The sequence below is a fragment of the Oceanicoccus sp. KOV_DT_Chl genome (assembly GCF_900120175.1).
GTDB lineage: Bacteria > Pseudomonadota > Gammaproteobacteria > Pseudomonadales > Dasaniaceae > Oceanicoccus.
In genome coordinates, this window is sequence record NZ_FQLF01000004.1 from 45124 (window position 1) to 62832 (window position 17709).

Annotated in this window: 20 protein-coding genes and 1 tRNA gene; 17 read left to right on the forward strand and 4 right to left on the reverse strand. The window is 46.7% G+C overall.

All coding sequences use genetic code 11. From position 1 onward, the window contains the following. The first annotated feature begins 2 nt into the window (after window positions 1–2). The 3 genes from UNITIG_RS15675 (at window position 3) to UNITIG_RS15685 (ending at window position 2698) form a co-directional block, all read left to right on the forward strand. The gene (locus tag UNITIG_RS15675; protein WP_101759340.1) at window positions 3–959 is read left to right on the forward strand and encodes an AAA family ATPase; all 957 of its coding nucleotides are present in this window, start codon (window positions 3–5) and stop codon (window positions 957–959) included. Between the two features lie 162 nt (window positions 960–1121). After that, window positions 1122–1760: a mechanosensitive ion channel family protein gene (locus UNITIG_RS15680; protein WP_200821333.1), complete on the forward strand. Its 639-nt coding sequence runs from the start codon at window positions 1122–1124 to the stop codon at window positions 1758–1760. Window positions 1761–1888: 128 nt separating this feature from the next. After that, entirely contained in the window at window positions 1889–2698 is an 810-nt protein-coding gene (locus UNITIG_RS15685; RefSeq protein WP_101759342.1) for a hypothetical protein, read from the forward strand. 507 nt (window positions 2699–3205) lie between these two features. Here UNITIG_RS15685 and UNITIG_RS15690 read toward each other — a convergent pair. Further along, window positions 3206–3292 (reverse strand) — tRNA-Leu (locus tag UNITIG_RS15690). Window positions 3293–3513: 221 nt separating this feature from the next. Here UNITIG_RS15690 and queA point away from each other — a divergent pair. From queA to UNITIG_RS15705, 3 genes are read left to right on the forward strand one after another with little or no spacing between them, the layout of a single operon-like run. Beyond that, window positions 3514–4566: a tRNA preQ1(34) S-adenosylmethionine ribosyltransferase-isomerase QueA gene (gene queA, locus UNITIG_RS15695; RefSeq protein WP_101759343.1), complete on the forward strand. Its 1053-nt coding sequence runs from the start codon at window positions 3514–3516 to the stop codon at window positions 4564–4566. A 22-nt stretch (window positions 4567–4588) separates the two neighbouring features. Further along, window positions 4589–5743 (forward strand): tRNA guanosine(34) transglycosylase Tgt, encoded by a 1155-nt coding sequence (tgt, locus tag UNITIG_RS15700; protein WP_101759344.1) that lies wholly within the window; start codon window positions 4589–4591, stop codon window positions 5741–5743. Between the two features lie 16 nt (window positions 5744–5759). Beyond that, entirely contained in the window at window positions 5760–6080 is a 321-nt protein-coding gene (locus UNITIG_RS15705; protein WP_101759345.1) for a YqfO family protein, read from the forward strand. On the opposite strand, the gene UNITIG_RS15710 is transcribed toward UNITIG_RS15705, so the two are convergent. Continuing rightward, entirely contained in the window at window positions 6069–6458 is a 390-nt protein-coding gene (locus UNITIG_RS15710; protein ID WP_101759346.1) for a DUF3135 domain-containing protein, read from the reverse strand. The genes UNITIG_RS15705 and UNITIG_RS15710 overlap by 12 nt on opposite strands. A 275-nt stretch (window positions 6459–6733) precedes the next feature. On the opposite strand from UNITIG_RS15710, the gene UNITIG_RS15715 reads away from it, so the two are divergent. From UNITIG_RS15715 to UNITIG_RS15725, 3 genes are read left to right on the forward strand one after another with little or no spacing between them, the layout of a single operon-like run. Next, the gene (locus UNITIG_RS15715; RefSeq protein WP_101759347.1) at window positions 6734–7303 is read left to right on the forward strand and encodes a CoA pyrophosphatase; all 570 of its coding nucleotides are present in this window, start codon (window positions 6734–6736) and stop codon (window positions 7301–7303) included. 45 nt (window positions 7304–7348) lie between these two features. After that, window positions 7349–7870 carry a gamma carbonic anhydrase family protein gene (locus UNITIG_RS15720; RefSeq protein ID WP_101759348.1) on the forward strand — a complete coding sequence of 174 codons (522 nt, stop codon included), beginning with the start codon at window positions 7349–7351 and terminating at the stop codon, window positions 7868–7870. A 44-nt stretch (window positions 7871–7914) separates the two neighbouring features. Beyond that, window positions 7915–8103: a DUF1289 domain-containing protein gene (locus UNITIG_RS15725; protein WP_101759349.1), complete on the forward strand. Its 189-nt coding sequence runs from the start codon at window positions 7915–7917 to the stop codon at window positions 8101–8103. Window positions 8104–8117: 14 nt separating this feature from the next. Here UNITIG_RS15725 and UNITIG_RS15730 read toward each other — a convergent pair whose 3' ends face one another. Together UNITIG_RS15730 and UNITIG_RS15735 are read right to left on the reverse strand one after the other, a co-directional pair. Beyond that, window positions 8118–9398 carry an HlyC/CorC family transporter gene (locus tag UNITIG_RS15730; protein WP_101759350.1) on the reverse strand — a complete coding sequence of 427 codons (1281 nt, stop codon included), beginning with the start codon at window positions 9396–9398 and terminating at the stop codon, window positions 8118–8120. A 110-nt stretch (window positions 9399–9508) separates the two neighbouring features. Next, window positions 9509–10228 (reverse strand): cytochrome c biogenesis protein CcsA, encoded by a 720-nt coding sequence (locus UNITIG_RS15735; protein ID WP_200821358.1) that lies wholly within the window; start codon window positions 10226–10228, stop codon window positions 9509–9511. Window positions 10229–10480: 252 nt separating this feature from the next. On the opposite strand from UNITIG_RS15735, the gene ffh reads away from it, so the two are divergent. From ffh to UNITIG_RS15775, 8 genes are all read left to right on the forward strand, one after another. Then, window positions 10481–11857 carry a signal recognition particle protein gene (gene ffh, locus UNITIG_RS15740; RefSeq protein ID WP_101759351.1) on the forward strand — a complete coding sequence of 459 codons (1377 nt, stop codon included), beginning with the start codon at window positions 10481–10483 and terminating at the stop codon, window positions 11855–11857. A gap of 231 nt (window positions 11858–12088) precedes the next feature. Continuing rightward, the gene (gene rpsP, locus UNITIG_RS15745; RefSeq protein WP_101759352.1) at window positions 12089–12334 is read left to right on the forward strand and encodes a 30S ribosomal protein S16; all 246 of its coding nucleotides are present in this window, start codon (window positions 12089–12091) and stop codon (window positions 12332–12334) included. A gap of 11 nt (window positions 12335–12345) precedes the next feature. Next, window positions 12346–12885 (forward strand): ribosome maturation factor RimM, encoded by a 540-nt coding sequence (rimM, locus tag UNITIG_RS15750; protein ID WP_101759353.1) that lies wholly within the window; start codon window positions 12346–12348, stop codon window positions 12883–12885. A gap of 64 nt (window positions 12886–12949) precedes the next feature. Next, window positions 12950–13693 (forward strand): tRNA (guanosine(37)-N1)-methyltransferase TrmD, encoded by a 744-nt coding sequence (gene trmD / locus UNITIG_RS15755; protein WP_101759354.1) that lies wholly within the window; start codon window positions 12950–12952, stop codon window positions 13691–13693. A 145-nt stretch (window positions 13694–13838) separates the two neighbouring features. After that, complete coding sequence (gene rplS, locus UNITIG_RS15760) at window positions 13839–14195, forward strand: 50S ribosomal protein L19 (protein ID WP_101759355.1); 357 nt, start codon at window positions 13839–13841, stop codon at window positions 14193–14195. A 175-nt stretch (window positions 14196–14370) separates the two neighbouring features. Next, entirely contained in the window at window positions 14371–15273 is a 903-nt protein-coding gene (gene xerD / locus UNITIG_RS15765; protein ID WP_101759356.1) for a site-specific tyrosine recombinase XerD, read from the forward strand. 116 nt (window positions 15274–15389) lie between these two features. Further along, window positions 15390–16232: a DsbC family protein gene (locus UNITIG_RS15770; protein ID WP_235015452.1), complete on the forward strand. Its 843-nt coding sequence runs from the start codon at window positions 15390–15392 to the stop codon at window positions 16230–16232. A gap of 169 nt (window positions 16233–16401) precedes the next feature. Next, complete coding sequence (locus UNITIG_RS15775; protein WP_101759618.1) at window positions 16402–17697, forward strand: homoserine dehydrogenase; 1296 nt, start codon at window positions 16402–16404, stop codon at window positions 17695–17697. The last annotated feature ends 12 nt before the right edge of the window (window positions 17698–17709 follow it).

Genomic DNA, 17709 nt, shown 5'->3' on the forward strand with positions numbered 1-17709 from the left:
GGTTGGCAGATCGTTCTGAAGAAAATACGTTGTTAATAGCGGGTGAGAAAGGTGGTGGTAAATCCACTACTATTCATCGTTTGCAAGAATGGTTGACGGCGGAACATGGTGATCTGAATATCCGCTCAGTCGATATTCCAGCTAAAATTATTACTGCCGAAGCCGTTGCGACGCTGCTGGGCGCAGAATTGAATGTCGACCTTAGTGGCGGTCCAGCAGAGTTGGTCAAAACGGATGGTGAGCGTCAGCCGACCGTGATAATTTTGGAAAATGCGCATAACTTTTTTCTACGTGAAGTGGGTGGGTTGGCAGGCTGGGAAGCTTTGTTAAGTTTTACTCACGCAAGGTTGAGTAATATCTTCTGGGTAATCTCAGTCAATAGCCAAAGTTGGGCATACCTCAGCAATGTCTTTGGGCGCGATTATCAATTCAGCTCAGTGACCTATACTCGTCCCTGGAGTCTCAATGATATTCGCTCGCTGGTATTGTCGCGCAATCAATTGAGTGGTTTTCGTATTCGCTACGATAGTATTTTGCTGTCAACTCGCGGTCCCGAGGCGGGTAGTATTCGTAATGCCGAACAATTGTATTTTAGTTTGTTATGGGATGCTTGCCGTGGTAACCCGATGCTGGCGCTGCAGATGTGGCTTGGCTCTATTACTGTCAACCGGCAAATAGTAACCGTTGGGCTACCTGTAGAAGTTAACGCTGCGGCGCTGGAAAAGTTAGGCGAGGAATTACATTTTGTTTATGCTGCGCTGGTAATGCACGAGAACATGACCAGTGATGAGTTGGTAGCTGTTACTGCCATCCCACATGGTGTAGTGAGGTCGGCGTTGAAGACTGCCTTTGATACCGGCTTTATTGAGCGCACCATACTTCGTCGCTATCGTATCGTACCGTTGTGGTACCCGGCGATTACTAAATTTTTAGCCAGGAAGAATTTGTTGCATGAATAACTCCGATTTGATTAGCGAGTTCGACATGGTTTCCAGCATGCTGAATACCAGCACACTGTTATTATTTTTCTCGGCTTGTTTGTTATTTGGTTGATTAATTGGTGTATCCGGCGCTTTAGTCAGGGCTTGATGGATCGGTTGCCGTCACGCCGATTTCTCATTATGCAGCTATCTACATTGGTAAGTTTTATGCTTTATATCGGTGGCACCATTGCGCTGGTCAGTGGTGTACTGCAACCACCAAGAGAATTTCTGATAGCTGTCGGTGGTTCGGCAGCGGTTGCTTTTGGTTTTGCCTTAAAAGATGTTGCCGCTTCTCTGGTGTCGGGTTTGATTTTATTGTTCGATCGTCCATTCCAAGTTGGGGACCGGGTGGCCTTTGAAAATGTATACGGCCAGATAACGGCTATCACCTTACGCTCTGTGCGTTTACAAACGCTGGACGATAATATCGTTACCATTCCTAATTCCCGTTTCATCACCGACGTTGTGGCATCGGGTAATATGGGCGCGATGGATATGATGGTGGTGACCGATTTTCACTTGGCGCTTGATGCGGATTTAGAGCGAGCAAAAGAAATTGTCCGTCAGGTGATTGTCACTAGCCGCTTTGCTTTTCTGAAAAAGCCGGTGACATTTGCTATTGAGGAGATAGCCATTGCAGAGCGCTTGGCAATTCGGTTGCGGGCAAAAGCCTACGTGCTTGATGTGAATTACGAGAAAGCCTTTCAAAGTGATATTACCAGCAGAGTGGCACAATTGTTTCTGGAGGCGAATGTTAAGCGGCCGATGATTAAATAGAGCGTAATTTTGGCTGGCATTTGCAATTCGCGGGGGTTTTTCTTAAGGCGCTACTAATGTCATTATAGGAGACTGAAGGGCCTTCCAGGGTAGTAAAGATCATTGTAAACAAGAGACAATAAAGCATTATGGATAGACGCTACATTTCGCTATTGGCATTGATAACTCTGTTTGTAGGCTTGGTCTCAGCTGAGCCAATAGTGATTGGCGGTGTGCCTGATAAAATGAGCCCGCCTTACCACTGGGTAAATCCCTGCACCAATGTGTTAGAAGGTGGCTCCATTCATTTGTTAAGGAAGAGTCTTGAGATGGAGGGTTATGAGGTGCTGGTAGCGCCGCCGATTAAGACAGATGCCAATGCTTGGGCTGAATTCGACCGTCAAGTGGCTACCGAAAAAATCCACATAATGCCTACTATGTATTCTCCACCGCTCCCCGGAATTACTATATCTTCGTCACCTTTAGCGTGGCAAAAAGACAGTATTGTTCATCGAAAAGGTGATACTTCAATTACCCATGATGCTGCTGATTTGGATACATACAAAGGCATTATGCAGCATTTTAAAGGGCGGGGAACAAAGCATGCTGTTTATAAAAACCTTAAAGCCAAAGGCTACGATATCGAGGCATTAGAAACAGATACTTTAGCAGCCTTGCAAAAAATCATTAGCAAAGAGGCTGACTACCTTGTCATTGATTATTATCACGCATTAATTATTGCCAGACAGCATGGCATTGAGAATCAACTGAATTTCGGTTCTTGGCCACGTCAGGATGTTGCAATTCACGCAGGGGTAAAAACCCATTCAAAATGGGAGGCTCCGCTTCAGGCAATCGATAAGCATCTCGCAATGTTTAACAGTAAGGGGCTGACTAATAAAGTAATGAGTAGCTATCTGCAGCGTTTTATTGAGCAGTCGACCCAGTGTGCGAAGTAGTTTAAGGATATACCGTCATGAAGATTGATAGTGACGTTAAAGTTTTTGCTGTTTAGTAATTTGTAGCGTGATGGATTGTGAGTAATTGATTAAAAGGTAATAACAAAATGTCTAGATACCTATCCATAGTATTCTGCTTGGTATTTACTGCTCTGACCAGAGTTTGGGGTCAGAGTAAAAACTAAGGAGTTTTAAAGAGTTTGTGGTCAGAGTAAAGCCATGAAGATTCCTACACTTGCCAATTAAAGTAAGTTCAAAATTATTCACACCTAGCCATGATATTCATGGATGAATCAATGGCCCGAATACGTCGTTTTACTCCTGAAGATATAACTCAACCTACTCAAAGTGAATTAGCCATAGCGTCGGGACGGTTTAAGGATGCGATAGATGCTCTGGGGAATCGCAGGCAGAGATTGCTGGAACTAGGCCTCAAAAGAAAGTAATCTTTACTCTGACCCCGAACTCCAAAAAAATGCCCCGTTCTGTGAACGAGGCATTTTGATTTGGTACCAGAGGCCGGACTCGAACCGGCACGCTTTTAAGGGCGCGGGATTTTGAATCCCGTGTGTCTACCAATTTCACCACTCTGGCTTAAAGCTGTTTGGCGCATTGCGCGAGCGCGGCATTATAGCAATAGAGTTTTAAAGGTCAACGGATTTTATTGCCGATGGCTGCTGCAAGTTGTTCATTATTAAGCCATTTCGGCTGGTTTGTGGTAGCGATTTACGATAATCTTGCGCGCCTATTGAGTTGTGCCTCATTTTTATTTCAGGTCCTGGTTTTCAAATCCCCATTATTTAGACTTCAGTGTTATGCAGTTAGCCGATTTTCATTTTGATTTGCCTGATGAGCTGATCGCCCGCTATCCAATGTCGGAGCGTACGGCTAGTCGTTTATTGCTGTTGGATGGGGTTGACGGCAGTGTTCAGCATCGGCAATTTGCTGACTTAATTGATTATCTAAAGCCTGAAGATCTATTGGTGTTTAATGATACCAAAGTATTGCCAGCCCGATTGTGGGGTAAAAAAGCGACCGGTGGCCGAATTGAAATTTTGATTGAGCGGCTATTGGATGATCGCCGTGTGTTGGCGCATATGCGTTCGAGTAAGTCGCCGAAGGCTGGGGCAGTCGTGCATCTTACTGCCACTGAAGGTAGTGATGAAGTGTTGGCAGCAGTGAGTGTGCTGGGTCGTCATGACGCGTTATTTGAATTGGCTTTTGATCAGGGCGAAGAAGACGCTATTGCAGTAATGAACCGTTTGGGTCATATGCCGCTGCCACCCTATATTGACCGTGCTGATGAGTTAGCTGATCGTGAGCGCTATCAAACGGTTTACGGAAAACGGGAAGGGGCGGTGGCAGCACCAACGGCGGGGCTGCATTTTACCGAGGAATATATTCAGCGCTGTCAGGCCAAGGGTATCGACACCGCGTATGTGACTCTGCATGTAGGGGCGGGGACGTTTCAGCCGGTGCGGGTGGACAATATTGAAGACCACCAGATGCATGCCGAATATATCGAGGTGTCGTCGCAAGTTTGTGAGCAGGTCAAAGCTACACGGGCAAGAGGTGGTCGAGTGGTGGCGGTGGGGACTACTGCGGTTCGCAGCTTGGAGTCGGCGTCAGCTGCTGGTGAAATAGCCCCCTTTGCTGGCGATAGTCGTATTTTTATTTATCCCGGTTATCAATTCCGCTCGGTGGATGCGATGGTGACAAATTTCCATTTACCGGAATCAACCCTGATTATGTTAGTCAGTGCCTTTGCTGGGCAGGATAATGTAATGCAGGCTTATCAGCAGGCAGTCGCGGAGCGCTATCGCTTTTTCAGTTATGGTGATGCCATGTTGGTGCTGCCATCAGCATAATGATTTGAGAAGAGAGTTAATAATGAGTCGACAGTGTTTTATGGAATTTGAGCAAGACAACAACGATGGCATGGCCCGTCGCGGTCGCTTGACGTTCCCGCGCGGCGTGGTAGAAACCCCTGCGTTTATGCCGGTGGGCACCTACGGCACGGTAAAGGGGATGTTGCCTCGCGATATCGAAGCCATTGGCGCGGATATTATTCTGGGAAACACCTTCCATCTGATGTTGCGGCCAGGTACGCAAGTTGTCAAAGAACATGGTCCTGATGAGAGCGGCACATTGCATGATTTTATGCAGTGGCACAAACCTATCTTGACCGACTCGGGTGGGTTTCAGGTATTCAGCTTGGGAGCGTTGCGTAAAATTACTGAGCAAGGGGTGACGTTTAAATCACCCATCGATGGCTCAAAAGTTTTTCTCGACCCGGAAACCTCAATGCAAGTGCAGCGGGATTTAGGTTCCGACATTGTGATGATTTTTGATGAGTGCACGCCATTTCCTGCCACCCATGAACAGGCGAAAGACTCGATGGAATTGTCGCTGCGCTGGGGCGCACGCAGTAAAGTAGCACACGGCGACAGTGCTTCGGCTTTATTTGGTATTGTGCAGGGCGGTATGTATGAAGATTTGCGGCAACAGTCGGCTGAGGGCTTAAAAGAGATAGGTTTTGATGGCTACGCGATTGGTGGGTTGTCAGTCGGTGAGCCCAAAGACGATATGATGCGGGTATTAGATGTAGTGACTCCGCATCTGCCCGCAGATAAACCACGTTATTTAATGGGTGTGGGTACGCCGCAGGATTTACTGGAAGGGGTGATGCGTGGCGTCGATATGTTCGATTGTGTGATGCCAACCCGTCATGCCCGCAATGCCCACCTGTTTACCTCGCAAGGGGTAGTTAAAATCCGCAATGCCAAGCATCGTCACAGCACTGAGCCGTTAGACCCTAACTGTGATTGTTATACCTGCAAAAATTTTACTCGCAGTTACTTGTACCATCTGGATAAGTGCAAGGAGATGCTGGGCGGTCAATTGAACACTATTCATAACCTGCGCTATTACCAGCAGCATATGCAAAATATACGTGACGCCATAGCGCATAACCGCCTGGCAGAATATGCCGCAGAATTTTACGCGGCCCAAGGCATCGCGCCAGAGGATCAAAACCCGGTTTAGCCTGAAGGAGCTTGGTATGTATAAGCTATGTTTTTTTGTACCACCCTCTCATTTGGAAGCTGTAAAGCAAGCCGTGTTCACTACCGGCGCTGGTTGCATTGGCAACTATGATCAGTGCTGCTGGCAGGTATTAGGGCAAGGACAGTTTCGCGCCTTGTCCGGGAGTGATCCTTTTATTGGTGAGTTAGGACAACTTGAGCAGGTTGACGAATATCGGGTCGAGCTAGTGTGCGATGATCACTTGATAGGGCAGGCGGTGAGCGCGCTGAAATCAGCCCATCCTTACGAGGAGCCTGCCTATGATGTCTGGCGCTTGGAGTCGGTGCTAGTAGATTAGATACTTCTTTGGGGTGTAAGTGGCGATATCAGGAATTGCAGGGAAAGCTGAGGATGTCAGCGCTAGTGTTCGCGTGGAAGCGGTTTGGCTGCGAACTGGGTTCGCCGTCGGGGGGGCTGGCTTATTCAGTGCCTCTCTAAGTTCATCAAAGGATTGCTGCATCATTTCAGAGATACGAATGCAGGCGGCCAGTGGCGTTTTAGACAATCGTCGGGTGGAGTTTATTTGAAATTGTAAGCCAAGTAGACGCTGGTATACGGATTGTGAGGCGCTGCTGATAATTTGATCGGCCAGTTCATTGCGTAATTTTTCCAGTTCATCAGGATTGTTCTGAGCCAGTTCCAGTAGTGTGTCGAAGTTGGGCATATCCGGTGTCATGGTGAGCGGCCTCTAACAGGTGATTGTGGTTTAGCTGCGGCTTCAGTGCGGCTAGTCACCTCTGTTCTGGTTGTTATTTGAGCATGGATCGATGGTAACCCGATTTAGGAGTAACGTATATGCTGGTTTTTCTAATAATATAAAATTAATTTTATATTATTTTATTAAATTTCAAATATTTAAGTATGTTATTTAATGTTATTTATTAGGTTTAATCGTGATTTTTTACCGCAGTTTTGGGTAGTGAGGTGCTTAATTCAGTGACCAGAGATTGGATGTTAGGCAGGATCCAGCAGCGGCTGGCGGCTTTCGAGCCCCGATTATATAACAGCAATTACCGGCAGGCGGCGGTGTTGTTGGCAATAACTGCAGCTGAAGAGCCTGAACTGATCCTCACGCGAAGAGCCAGGCATTTAACGTTGCATCCGGGGGAGGTGGCATTTCCTGGTGGTAAGCGAGATCCTGAGGATGACAGTCTGTGGGCAACCGCACTAAGAGAAGCCAATGAGGAAGTGGGTTTGTTAGCAGCCGATGTGACTTGTGTTGGAGCGTTAAGTCAATATCTAACACGGACCAACATAAACATTTCACCCTTTGTTGCTTTTGTGCCTGATGGCTTAATGCTGACACCGAACCTTAATGAGCTGGATGCCATTTTTAAAACGCCCTTGCGTCATTTTTTAGAGCCGGACAATTTGCAGGCAGCTGAAAAGCCCTATCGCGGCCGTCTTAAAAAAGTCCCTCATTTTGATTATCAGCAATATGGTATTTGGGGCGTGACAGCACTGATGATTATGGATTTAATGAATACTGCTTTTGATGCAGGTTTAACCATCGATAATTAAGCACAAGTTTTATAATTTTTTTATATGTAATGTAAGGGTGATGATGTGATTTACAGTCTGGATGATTTAAGTGTGCAGTTTCATGGCGATAATTTTGTTGCTGACAACGCCACCGTGATCGGTAATGTTAGTGTTGGAAACAATGTCAGTATTTGGTTTAACGTGGTGATCCGTGGTGACTCGGAGTTAATTAGCATTGGCGAGGATTGTAATATCCAGGATGGCTCGGTCTTGCATACGGATCCAGGGGTACCATTGACCCTGGGCAAAGGGGTTACCGTAGGGCATAAGGCGATGTTGCATGGTTGTACCGTAGGTGACTTCAGTTTAGTGGGCATTAATGCTGTGGTGTTAAATGGTGCGCGCATTGGCAAGCACTGTTTGATCGGTGCAAACACCTTAGTGCCAGAAAATATGGATGTTCCCGATGGTTCTTTGGTGGTGGGTTCCCCGGCCAAAATCAAGCGCCAGTTAACAGCTGAGCAGCAGCTGGCTTTGGAGTTACAGGCACAGCACTATGTCACGAATGGTCAGCGCTTTGCCAAAGGCTTAAAAGTCCAAAATTAATTGGCAGGTATTATTGTAATGCTAGTGAAGTGTGTGAGTAGTGTATGAGTGAAGAAGTAAAATCACCCTGTATTTCAGTGTGTGTGCTTAATGAAGATGATGTATGTGAAGGGTGTTATCGCAGTGCGCAGGAAATTACTGATTGGTCGGTTTTATCCAATACTGAAAAGCAGTCGGTCATGGTTGAGGTGCGGCAACGTTTCAAGCAACTGAATAAACATTTGTTATTGTAAGTGCCGGTTCGTTTTTATTTTTCCTGCTCGGGTCCCTCAAAGGCAATGGCCTTGACGGTTTTGGCGATATTGTCTTTGATTTCCAAAATCTCAAAATGATAATTATTAATGGTGACACCCACCTGGGCGTCGGGAAAAGATTCGAGATTTTCCAGTAATAAGCCACTCAGGGTTTTTGGTCCTTCGGTGGGTAATTCCCAGCCCAGACTTTTGTTCACTTCGCGGATAGTGGTGGTGCCGTTAATAATAAATGAACCATCCTGTTGCGAGTGTATATCCCGTAACTGGCTGGTCATGTTGGAGGTGAATTCGCCAACAATCTCTTCAAGAATATCTTCCAATGTCACCAAGCCCTGGACTACCCCGTATTCATCAACCACGATGCCCATGCGTCGTTTCTGGTGCTGGAAATTAACCAGCTGCATATGCAGTGGGGTGATTTCCGGTGTGAAGTAAGGTTCGCGAATTTGTGACATCAAGCTGTTACGATCGAGGTTGCCATTTTCATCGATGACGCGACTTATATTGCGTTGGTGGAATATCCCCACCACATTGTTAACGTCATCTTTAAAAACCGGAATGCGGGTAAACTCCAGGCTACGTAAGTGCTCAAGTAGCGTTAGATCATCGTCATTTAAATCGATTCCGACAATTTCATTGCGCGGAATCATAATATCTTCTACGGACGCCTGTTCCAGATCGAGAATATTAAGCAGCATGCCCTGGTGGCGTTGAGGGATGTGTGGTCCAGCTTCGCCAACAATAGTTCGAAGTTCTTCAGGGCTAAGTTGTTCTTGGTTGCCAAGGCGGGTATCAATGCCGATTAATCGCAGGATGCGGTTAGTAATGTTATTAATGAACCAAACCAGTGGATAGAGAATGAACAACAATGGCGTAAGTATATTACTTGCTGGAAAGGCAATCTTTTCAGGGTAGAAAGCGGCAATTGTTTTGGGGGTGATTTCAGCAAAAATTAAAAAGACCAGGGTCAGGATAATGGGACCGATAACAACGGATGCCGCTTCGCCCCAGAGTCGAATAACAATAACGGTAAATAATGAGGCGCCAATAAAGTTCACCAGATTGTTACCAATCAATATTAGGCTGATCAGCCGGTCGGGGTATTTCAGCAATTTTGATGCGCGAATGGCGCCTTTGTGCCCTTTATTACGAAGATGTTTCAAACGGTAGCGATTGAGCGACATCATGCCAGTTTCGGCACTGGAGAAAAAAGCAGAAAGCATGAGCAAAACCGCCAGAATGGCGAAGAGAAGTTCTAACGATAACTCGTTCAACGAGTGGTGTTCCTTTAATTATTGGCAGGCGCTTATATTGAACAAAAAGTTCAGAAGCTGCAACCGGTTAAAATGGATGTTTTTAGTCTTTTTCGATGATGGCTGGCTAATTAGGTAAGGACTAGCTCGAGTACAAATTTACTGCCGTAATAGGCCAGCATCAGGGCGATAAATCCACCGATAGTCCAGCGAGCGGCTGTTTGGCTGCGCCAGCCGAGTTGGTGGCGCCCCCATAACAGCGTGGCAAAAAGTCCCCAGGCAACAAAACTAAAAAAAGTTTTATGGGCTAAATGTTGGGCGAAAATATCCTCAATAAAGATAAAGCCAGTAACCAGTGAGAGAGTCAGGAACACAATGCCTAGCCAGAGTAATTCAAAAAGAATTTGCTCCATGGTTTGAAGTGGTGGCAGCGCTTTAAGGATGCCACCCATGTGTCGGTGTTTTAAATGGCGCTCCTGCAATGCCAGTGTGATGGCCTGAATGGTGGCAATAGTCAGTAGGCTATAAGCCAGAATAGAGATCAATATATGGCTGAACATACCGGCAGAGATTGTGTTATGTAAGACAATCGCGGGGGATGCAAAGCTGGAGGCGATCACTGATAAGGCTGCCAACGGGTAGAGCGCAATAACTAAAGTATTGGTGGGGCGTCGCAGCAGGCTGATCAGGGTGATAGCGCTGATGACGCAGAATATAAGCGAGGATACCCGGTAAAAACCAATATCGATGATCTGGTCACGGTAAATGGTATGGATAGCGCTGTAGCTGTGTGCAACGACGGCGATCAGGCTCAGGCTTAATAACAGGCCTTTAGCGGGGGCGGCGTTGATTGCTTAACTAAGTACCTGACTTGCAGTGCTGCTGCTAGCAGGTATAGCGAGATGGCAATGGTATTGGCGATTGTGATCATTGATATCAATTAATGGCTACGGAAAAGTAGGAAATCTTTGTTGTTGGTTTTAGTTCGTACGCTTGCTCGGTTATACTTCAACAGTTTAGGGCCATTAAATCAACCATAAGCACTCTTGCTGTTGCTAATTTGAATACGTTAGCACAAACAGAGTCATGAGAATTGCTAAATTATGTTCGAGAATCTAACAGACCGACTTTCCGGTTCATTAAGAAGTATTACTGGTCAGGCGCGGCTGACTGAGGAAAATATTCAGGGCACCTTGCGTGAGGTGAGGATGGCGTTGCTGGAAGCTGACGTCGCGTTACCTGTCGTTAAAGATTTTGTTGAGGCGGTAAAGCAGCGGGCGGTAGGTCAGGATGTCAGCAAGAGCCTGAACCCTGGTCAGATGTTCGTCAAAATTGTTAATGATGAATTACAGGCAGTGATGGGGCAGGCCAATGAAACCCTGAATCTATCGGTACAGCCCCCCGCGGTTATTCTGATGGCTGGTTTGCAGGGTGCAGGTAAGACTACTTCGGTGGCCAAGTTAGCGCGTTTTCTGCAAGAGAAAGAAAAGAAAAAAGTGATGGTTGTCAGTGCTGATGTGTATCGTCCGGCCGCAATCAAGCAATTGGAAACCTTAGCTACAGAAGTCGGTGCCTTGTTTTTCCCTTCATCAATCGAGCAAAAGCCTATTGATATCGCCAATGCCGCTATTGCAGCGGCTAAATTGCAATTTGCCGATGTGGTGATTGTGGATACCGCTGGTCGTCTGGCGATTGATGAAGCGATGATGGCAGAGATCAAGCAGTTACATGCAGCGATTACGCCAGCTGAAACCTTGTTTGTCGTGGACGCAATGACCGGTCAGGATGCCGCTAATACAGCCAAAGCCTTTAATGATGCGTTGCCGTTAACGGGGGTGGTATTAACCAAAGCCGACGCTGATAGCCGTGGTGGTGCTGCATTATCTGTTCGTCATATCACCGGTAAGCCGATCAAGTTTCTTGGTGTGGGTGAAAAAACCACTGCTTTGGATCCATTTCATCCCGACCGTATCGCCTCTCGCATTTTGGGGATGGGTGACGTCTTATCATTAATCGAAGAGGCGGAACAAAAGCTCGATAAGAAAAAAGCGGAAAAACTCGCGCAAAAAATCAAAAAGGGTAAGCGCTTCGATCTGGAAGATCTGCGTGATCAGTTACAACAGATGAAGGACATGGGCGGTATCAGCGATATGCTTGATAAGCTGCCGGGCATGGGAAATATCGCTCAGGCTGCGCAATCACAAATCGACAACAAAATGTTTACTCGCATGGAAGCCATTATTAACTCTATGACCCCTCAAGAGCGCCGCAACCCGGATGTGCTAAACGGTTCGCGCAAAAAGCGTATCACGGCGGGCTCTGGTACTGATATTCAGGATTTGAACCGGCTGCTGAAACAGCATAAGCAAATGGCCAAAATGATGAAAAAGATGAAATCCAAAGGCGGTATGGCGAATATGATGCGCGGCCTTGGTGGCATGATGCCACCTGGCGGCAAGGGTGGTTTCCCTGGCATGTAAGGCGGATTTTGCTTCTGAGAAGGGCTATTGGCGTTAAATTCGCGCTAAATAGCCGCTAAGTCCCTGAAATAGGGCTAAAAAACTGTTCACAATAGTTCCAAATTGCTGGTCTTTACCGTAGAATACGCCGCCTTTCCGGGGCTCTATGGTTTCGGACCTGCCATGGCAGGAATTAATTTATCGTGTATGGGCTGCGTTTAGCCCGGCCAAATCAGTAGGAAATATAGCGTAATGGTAACTATTCGTTTATCTCGTGGCGGCTCCAAGAAGCGTCCTTTTTATCACTTGAATGTCAGTGACAGCCGCACTTCACGTAATGGTCGTTTCATTGAACGTGTTGGCTTTTTCAATCCAATCGCCAGTGGCGCTGAAGAGCGTTTACGTGTTGATCAGGATCGCATTGAATATTGGGTTGGCCAGGGCGCTCAATTATCCGAGCGTGTTGCTAAGTTGGTTGCAGAAGTTAAAGCAGCTTAACGGCAGCGATAATGGTTGACCCCGCTGAGTTGATCGTCGTTGGAAAAATTACGACGGTTTATGGTGTTAAAGGTTGGGTCAAGATTCATTCTTTTACTGATCCCATGGAAAATCTATTGGGCTATCAGCAATGTTTTCTTGAGCGCGGCGGCCAATGGCAACCGTTAGTGATTGAAGACGCCAAATTTCACGGTAAAGGTCTAGTGGCTTTAATAGCCGGAGTTAACGACCGTGAACAGGCAAGGCTTTATTGCCAGTGCAATATAGCGGTTGAGCGATCAGCCATGCCTGAGTTGGAAGAGGATGAATATTACTGGCATCAGCTTGAAGGGTTAGAGGTCTATACCTCCGGCGCCGATGGTAAAGAGTTGTTGCTAGGCACGGTACAGGAAATGATGGAAACCGGTGCTAACGATGTACTGGTGGTAAAAAAGAGTAAGGGCAGTATTGATAAGCGGGAGCGGTTAATTCCGTGGTTGCCGGATCAGGTGATCAAGCTGGTTGATACTGATGCTGGTTTAATTCGTGTTGATTGGGATCCCGAGTTTTAATGAGATCCGTTGTTGGATTGATATCGATACAAACCGGTATGCAGTGTTTTAGGGTGCACAGCTGATGCAAATAGGTGTAATCACACTGTTTCCCGAAATGCTGGCAGCGGTAACTGAAAGTGGTATCAGTGGCCGTGCAGTAAAACAGAATTTACTGACAGTGCAGAGCTGGAACCCTCGTGATTTTACCGAGGATAAACACCGCACTGTCGATGATCGTCCCTACGGCGGAGGCCCTGGGATGGTGATGAAAGTCGCCCCCTTACGTGCAGCGATTGCCGCAGCGAAGCAGCAATTGTCCACGGCGAAAGTGATATATCTTTCACCGCAGGGTCGCAAACTGGATCAGGCTGGGGTAGAGCTACTCAGTCAGAATCAACAATTAATTTTTGTCGCTGGTCGTTACGAAGGTATCGACGAGCGTTTAATCGAAACGGAAGTCGATGAAGAGTGGTCCATTGGTGACTATGTATTGAGTGGCGGCGAATTGGCTGCGATGGTAATGATCGACACCTTGGTGCGACAAATACCCGGGGCATTAGGTCATGAGCAATCAGCGCAAGAAGACTCTTTTGCAGTTGATGGATTACTGGATTGTCCACACTACACCAGGCCTGAATTATTAGAGGGGCTGCCAGTACCGGAGGTACTGATGAGTGGCGATCATGAAAAAATTCGGCGTTGGCGTTTACAGCAAGCGTTAGGTCGAACCTGGTTGCGAAGACGCGAGCTGATAGAAAGCCGCGAATTAAGCGCCGAAGAGCAAGAATTATTGGCCAGTTTTATTGCGGCATATAAGCAACTATAAAACAGGTACAGCGTTTTCATCCGGACCAATGTATGTGTGTGTTTTTCAGTCGCTAAGCGAGAATTTCACATAGTAGCGGCATATAAGTACGGGGTAACTACTGACTGCAGTCAACAAGCTGGGTCAGGACTATTAGGAGTAAGTAATGAGCACCAACAAAATTATCGCTGAATTAGAAGCGGAACAAATGAGCAAAGAGATTCCTGCGTTTGCCCCGGGTGATACCGTGGTTGTGCAGGTAAAAGTTATTGACGGCGATCGCGAGCGTCTACAGGCATTTGAAGGCGTGGTAATCGGTGTTCGTAACCGTGCACTGAATTCTGCTTTTACTGTCCGTAAGATATCTCACGGCATTGGTGTTGAACGTACTTTTCAAACCTATAGTCCTTTGGTGGATAGCATTGAAGTTAAGCGCCGCGGTGATGTTCGCCAGGCCAAGCTATACTACTTGCGTGAATTGAGTGGTCGTGCCGCTCGTATTAAAGAGAAATTGGCTAAATAACCAGTAGCGAATAAATCGGGCTGATTAATTCGATCAGCAGCTTATAGAAAGGCAGCCATTGGCTGCCTTTTTTATGCGCGAATGAAAGTATCGCCCAGCTTAGTTGTAAATTGCTAGCCAAATTAGACACTCAGCACTTGTGGTTGTTTGCGAAGCGCGGCAAGCTAGTGCCACGATGACAATAACAACTGAAAACCCCATTATAGATCTTTTTCTCGACGCTTTATGGATGGAAAAAGGTTTAAGCCAAAACACGTTATCTTCCTATCGTAGGGATTTGAAACTGTTTGACCAATGGTTGCAGTGCACGGCCAGTCCCGGGCTGCTTCAAGTACAGCCTAGCGATATTCAAAGTTATCTTGCGGCACGTTTGCGCGACCAAAAATCCCCCCGATCGACCGCTCGATTGTTATCTTGCTTACGCGGATTTTATCAGTACCAGTTGCGTGAATCTAAAATAGCACTGGATCCAACACTGGATATAGATAGCCCTAAACTACCGATGCCGCTTCCCAAGTCACTTAGTGAGACCGAGGTTGAGGAGTTATTAAGTGCCCCGGATGTAGAGGTACCATTGGAACTGCGTGACCGGGCGATGCTGGAACTGTTATATGCCTCGGGTTTGCGAGTGACGGAGTTAGTCTCTTTACGTATGGGGCAGCTTAGTTTGACGCAAGGTGTAGTTAAAGTGATGGGCAAAGGTAGTAAAGAACGCTTGGTGCCGACTGGTGAGGAGGCTTTATATTGGATGCAGCGGTATATGCAGCATGGGCGGCCCCTATTATTGGGGACTCACATGAGCGATGTTATTTTCCCGTCAAGACGTGGCACTATGATGACCCGACAAACCTTTTGGCACCGGATAAAGTTATATGCGCAGCGAGCGGGAATCAAAAAAACATTGTCTCCCCATACCCTGAGGCATGCTTTTGCCACACATTTGATTAATCATGGGGCAGATTTGCGGGTGGTACAATTACTGTTAGGACACAGTGACCTGAGCACCACACAAATATATACTCATGTTGCTCGTGAACGTATGAAAGAATTACATACCCAGCATCATCCGCGCGGTTAGTTATAGGGTTGAGCGTATAATGGGATAAGCAATCAAGGAACCAAGTGAGTGTGCCGAAGACTAATGTCAGTATGTGGGTCCTGGTGCGTAAACAATAACAATTGAGAGAGTATTTAATGAATTATTTAGGTCGAAAGTTTCACTCTGCAAGCAACTATTTGCTGGGGTGCTTTATCTGTTTGATGAGTAGTGTGGTTGTCGCTCAAGCAGCGCCCGCTGCAATCGAAGGCGAAACCGCTATCGCGGAAACTATCAAAACAAGCTTGCTAGCTAGCCGTCCGGGTTTAAGTGTCGAGAGTATTAAAGCTAGCCCAATCGCAGGTTTGTATGCCGTCCAAATTGCTAACGGTCCGGTGCTGTATTCGACGGCTGATGGCAAGTATTTCGTGCTAGGTGATTTGTACCAGGTGGCTGTAGGTGGCTTTGTGAATTTGGCCGAACAGGAGCGTGAATCCGGTCGTGCCGAGTTGATGGCCGGAGTCAATATGGCAGATATGATTGTGTTTTCACCAAAGCAGCAGCCGGCCAAGGCGTCTATCATGGTCTTTACCGATGTCGATTGCTTCTATTGTCAGAAACTGCACCAGGAAGTACCGGATCTGAATCGCTTGGGTATTGAGGTACGTTATTTGGCTTATCCTCGTGCCGGTATTGGGTCTGACTCATATAAGAAAATTGCCAGTGCCTGGTGTGCAAAAGATAAGCAAGAGGCACTGACTAAATTAAAAAATCGTCAGCCGATTACTACCAATGTTTGTGCGACCAATCCAGTCGCTGCACAGTTTAGTTTAGGTCAACAAGTGGGTGTGACAGGAACGCCTGCACTTATTACCGAGCAGGGTCGTTTAATGCCTGGGTATATGCCTGCTTTGCAATTGGCGAGTGCGTTGGGAGTGCCGGTTGATCCTGAAATCGCTGCTGAACTTCAAGCAAAGCAAGCCGCACAAAAGCAGCGCTAAAAGTTCTATACGTATAATGTTAAACGGCACCTTCGGGTGCCGTTTGTATTTGCGAGTCGGTAGCTGCATTGGGTGTTTCTGGATGGCATTGAGCGCCAAGCTGAAATACAATGCGCGCTCGGAAAATAAACCAATATTTAAATAATCAATTTAGGTGGGAGTGGGCAGTTTGAACCCGGTCAATGTAGGTATTTGTGGTCTAGGAACAGTAGGTAAAGGCACGCTGGATGTCTTAACGCGCAATAATGCAGAAATATCAGCGCGTTCAGGGTGTGACATTGTTATCACCCATATCGGTGCTCGTGGTGGTGCAGACGTAGCTGGAATTAAAGTCAGTACTGATATTTTCGCGGTAGCCGAAGATCCAGATGTTCATGTATTGGTCGAGTTAATTGGCGGCACGACCGTGGCCAAAGAGCTGGTTATGAAAGCCATTGAAAATGGTAAGCATGTGATCACTGCAAATAAGGCTTTAATCGCTGAATTTGGCAATGAAATTTTTGCTGCAGCAGCTGTAAAGGGTGTCAGTGTTTCTTTTGAAGCCGCGGTTGCGGGCGGTATCCCTATTATCAAAGCTATTCGAGAAGGTCTGGCGGCCAATAAAATTGAGTGGTTGGCCGGAATTATTAATGGCACAGGTAATTTTATTCTCACTGAGATGCGGGAAAAAGGTCGCGACTTTGGTGATGTGTTAACCGAAGCGCAGCAGTTAGGCTATGCCGAAGCTGATCCAACCTTTGATGTGGAAGGTATTGATGCTGCGCATAAATTAGTGATTTTAGCTTCGTTGTCTTTTGGAATCCCACTGCAATTTGATAAGGTTTTTACCGAAGGTATTACTAGAATATCTACTGAAGATGTCAACTATGCTGAGGAGCTTGGTTACCGCATTAAACATTTAGGTGTCGCACGCAAGACCGAGAAAGGTGTTGAGTTACGGGTGCACCCAACACTGATTCCTGAAAAACGTTTAATTGCCAATGTGAACGGGGTGATGAATGCGATTCTAGTGAAAGGTGATGCGGTTGGCCCCACCTTGTTTTATGGCGCGGGCGCAGGCGCAGAGCCGACTGCATCAGCTGTAGTGGCTGATGTTATTGATGTGGCGCGAACGCTGAGTGCCGAACCAAAACACCGTGTTCCTCATTTGGCATTTCAGCCCAATCAGTTAAGTGATACGCCAATTTTAAGTATGGATGACGTTGAGACCGCCTACTATTTGCGCATCTCAGCGTTGGATCGCCCCGGGGTTTTATCTAAAGTTGCACAAATTCTTTCTGAGGCCGCAATCAGTATTGAAGCTATTATTCAGAAGGAGCCACCAGAAGATCAGGATCATGTGCCTTTAATTATTCTGACCAGCCGTGTTGTGGAACGTAAATTAAATACGGCTATTACAGATATTGAAGCGCTGCCGAGTATATTCGGTCAGGTCACACGAATTAGAGTTGAGTCATTGGGTTAGGCTGGCGACTTA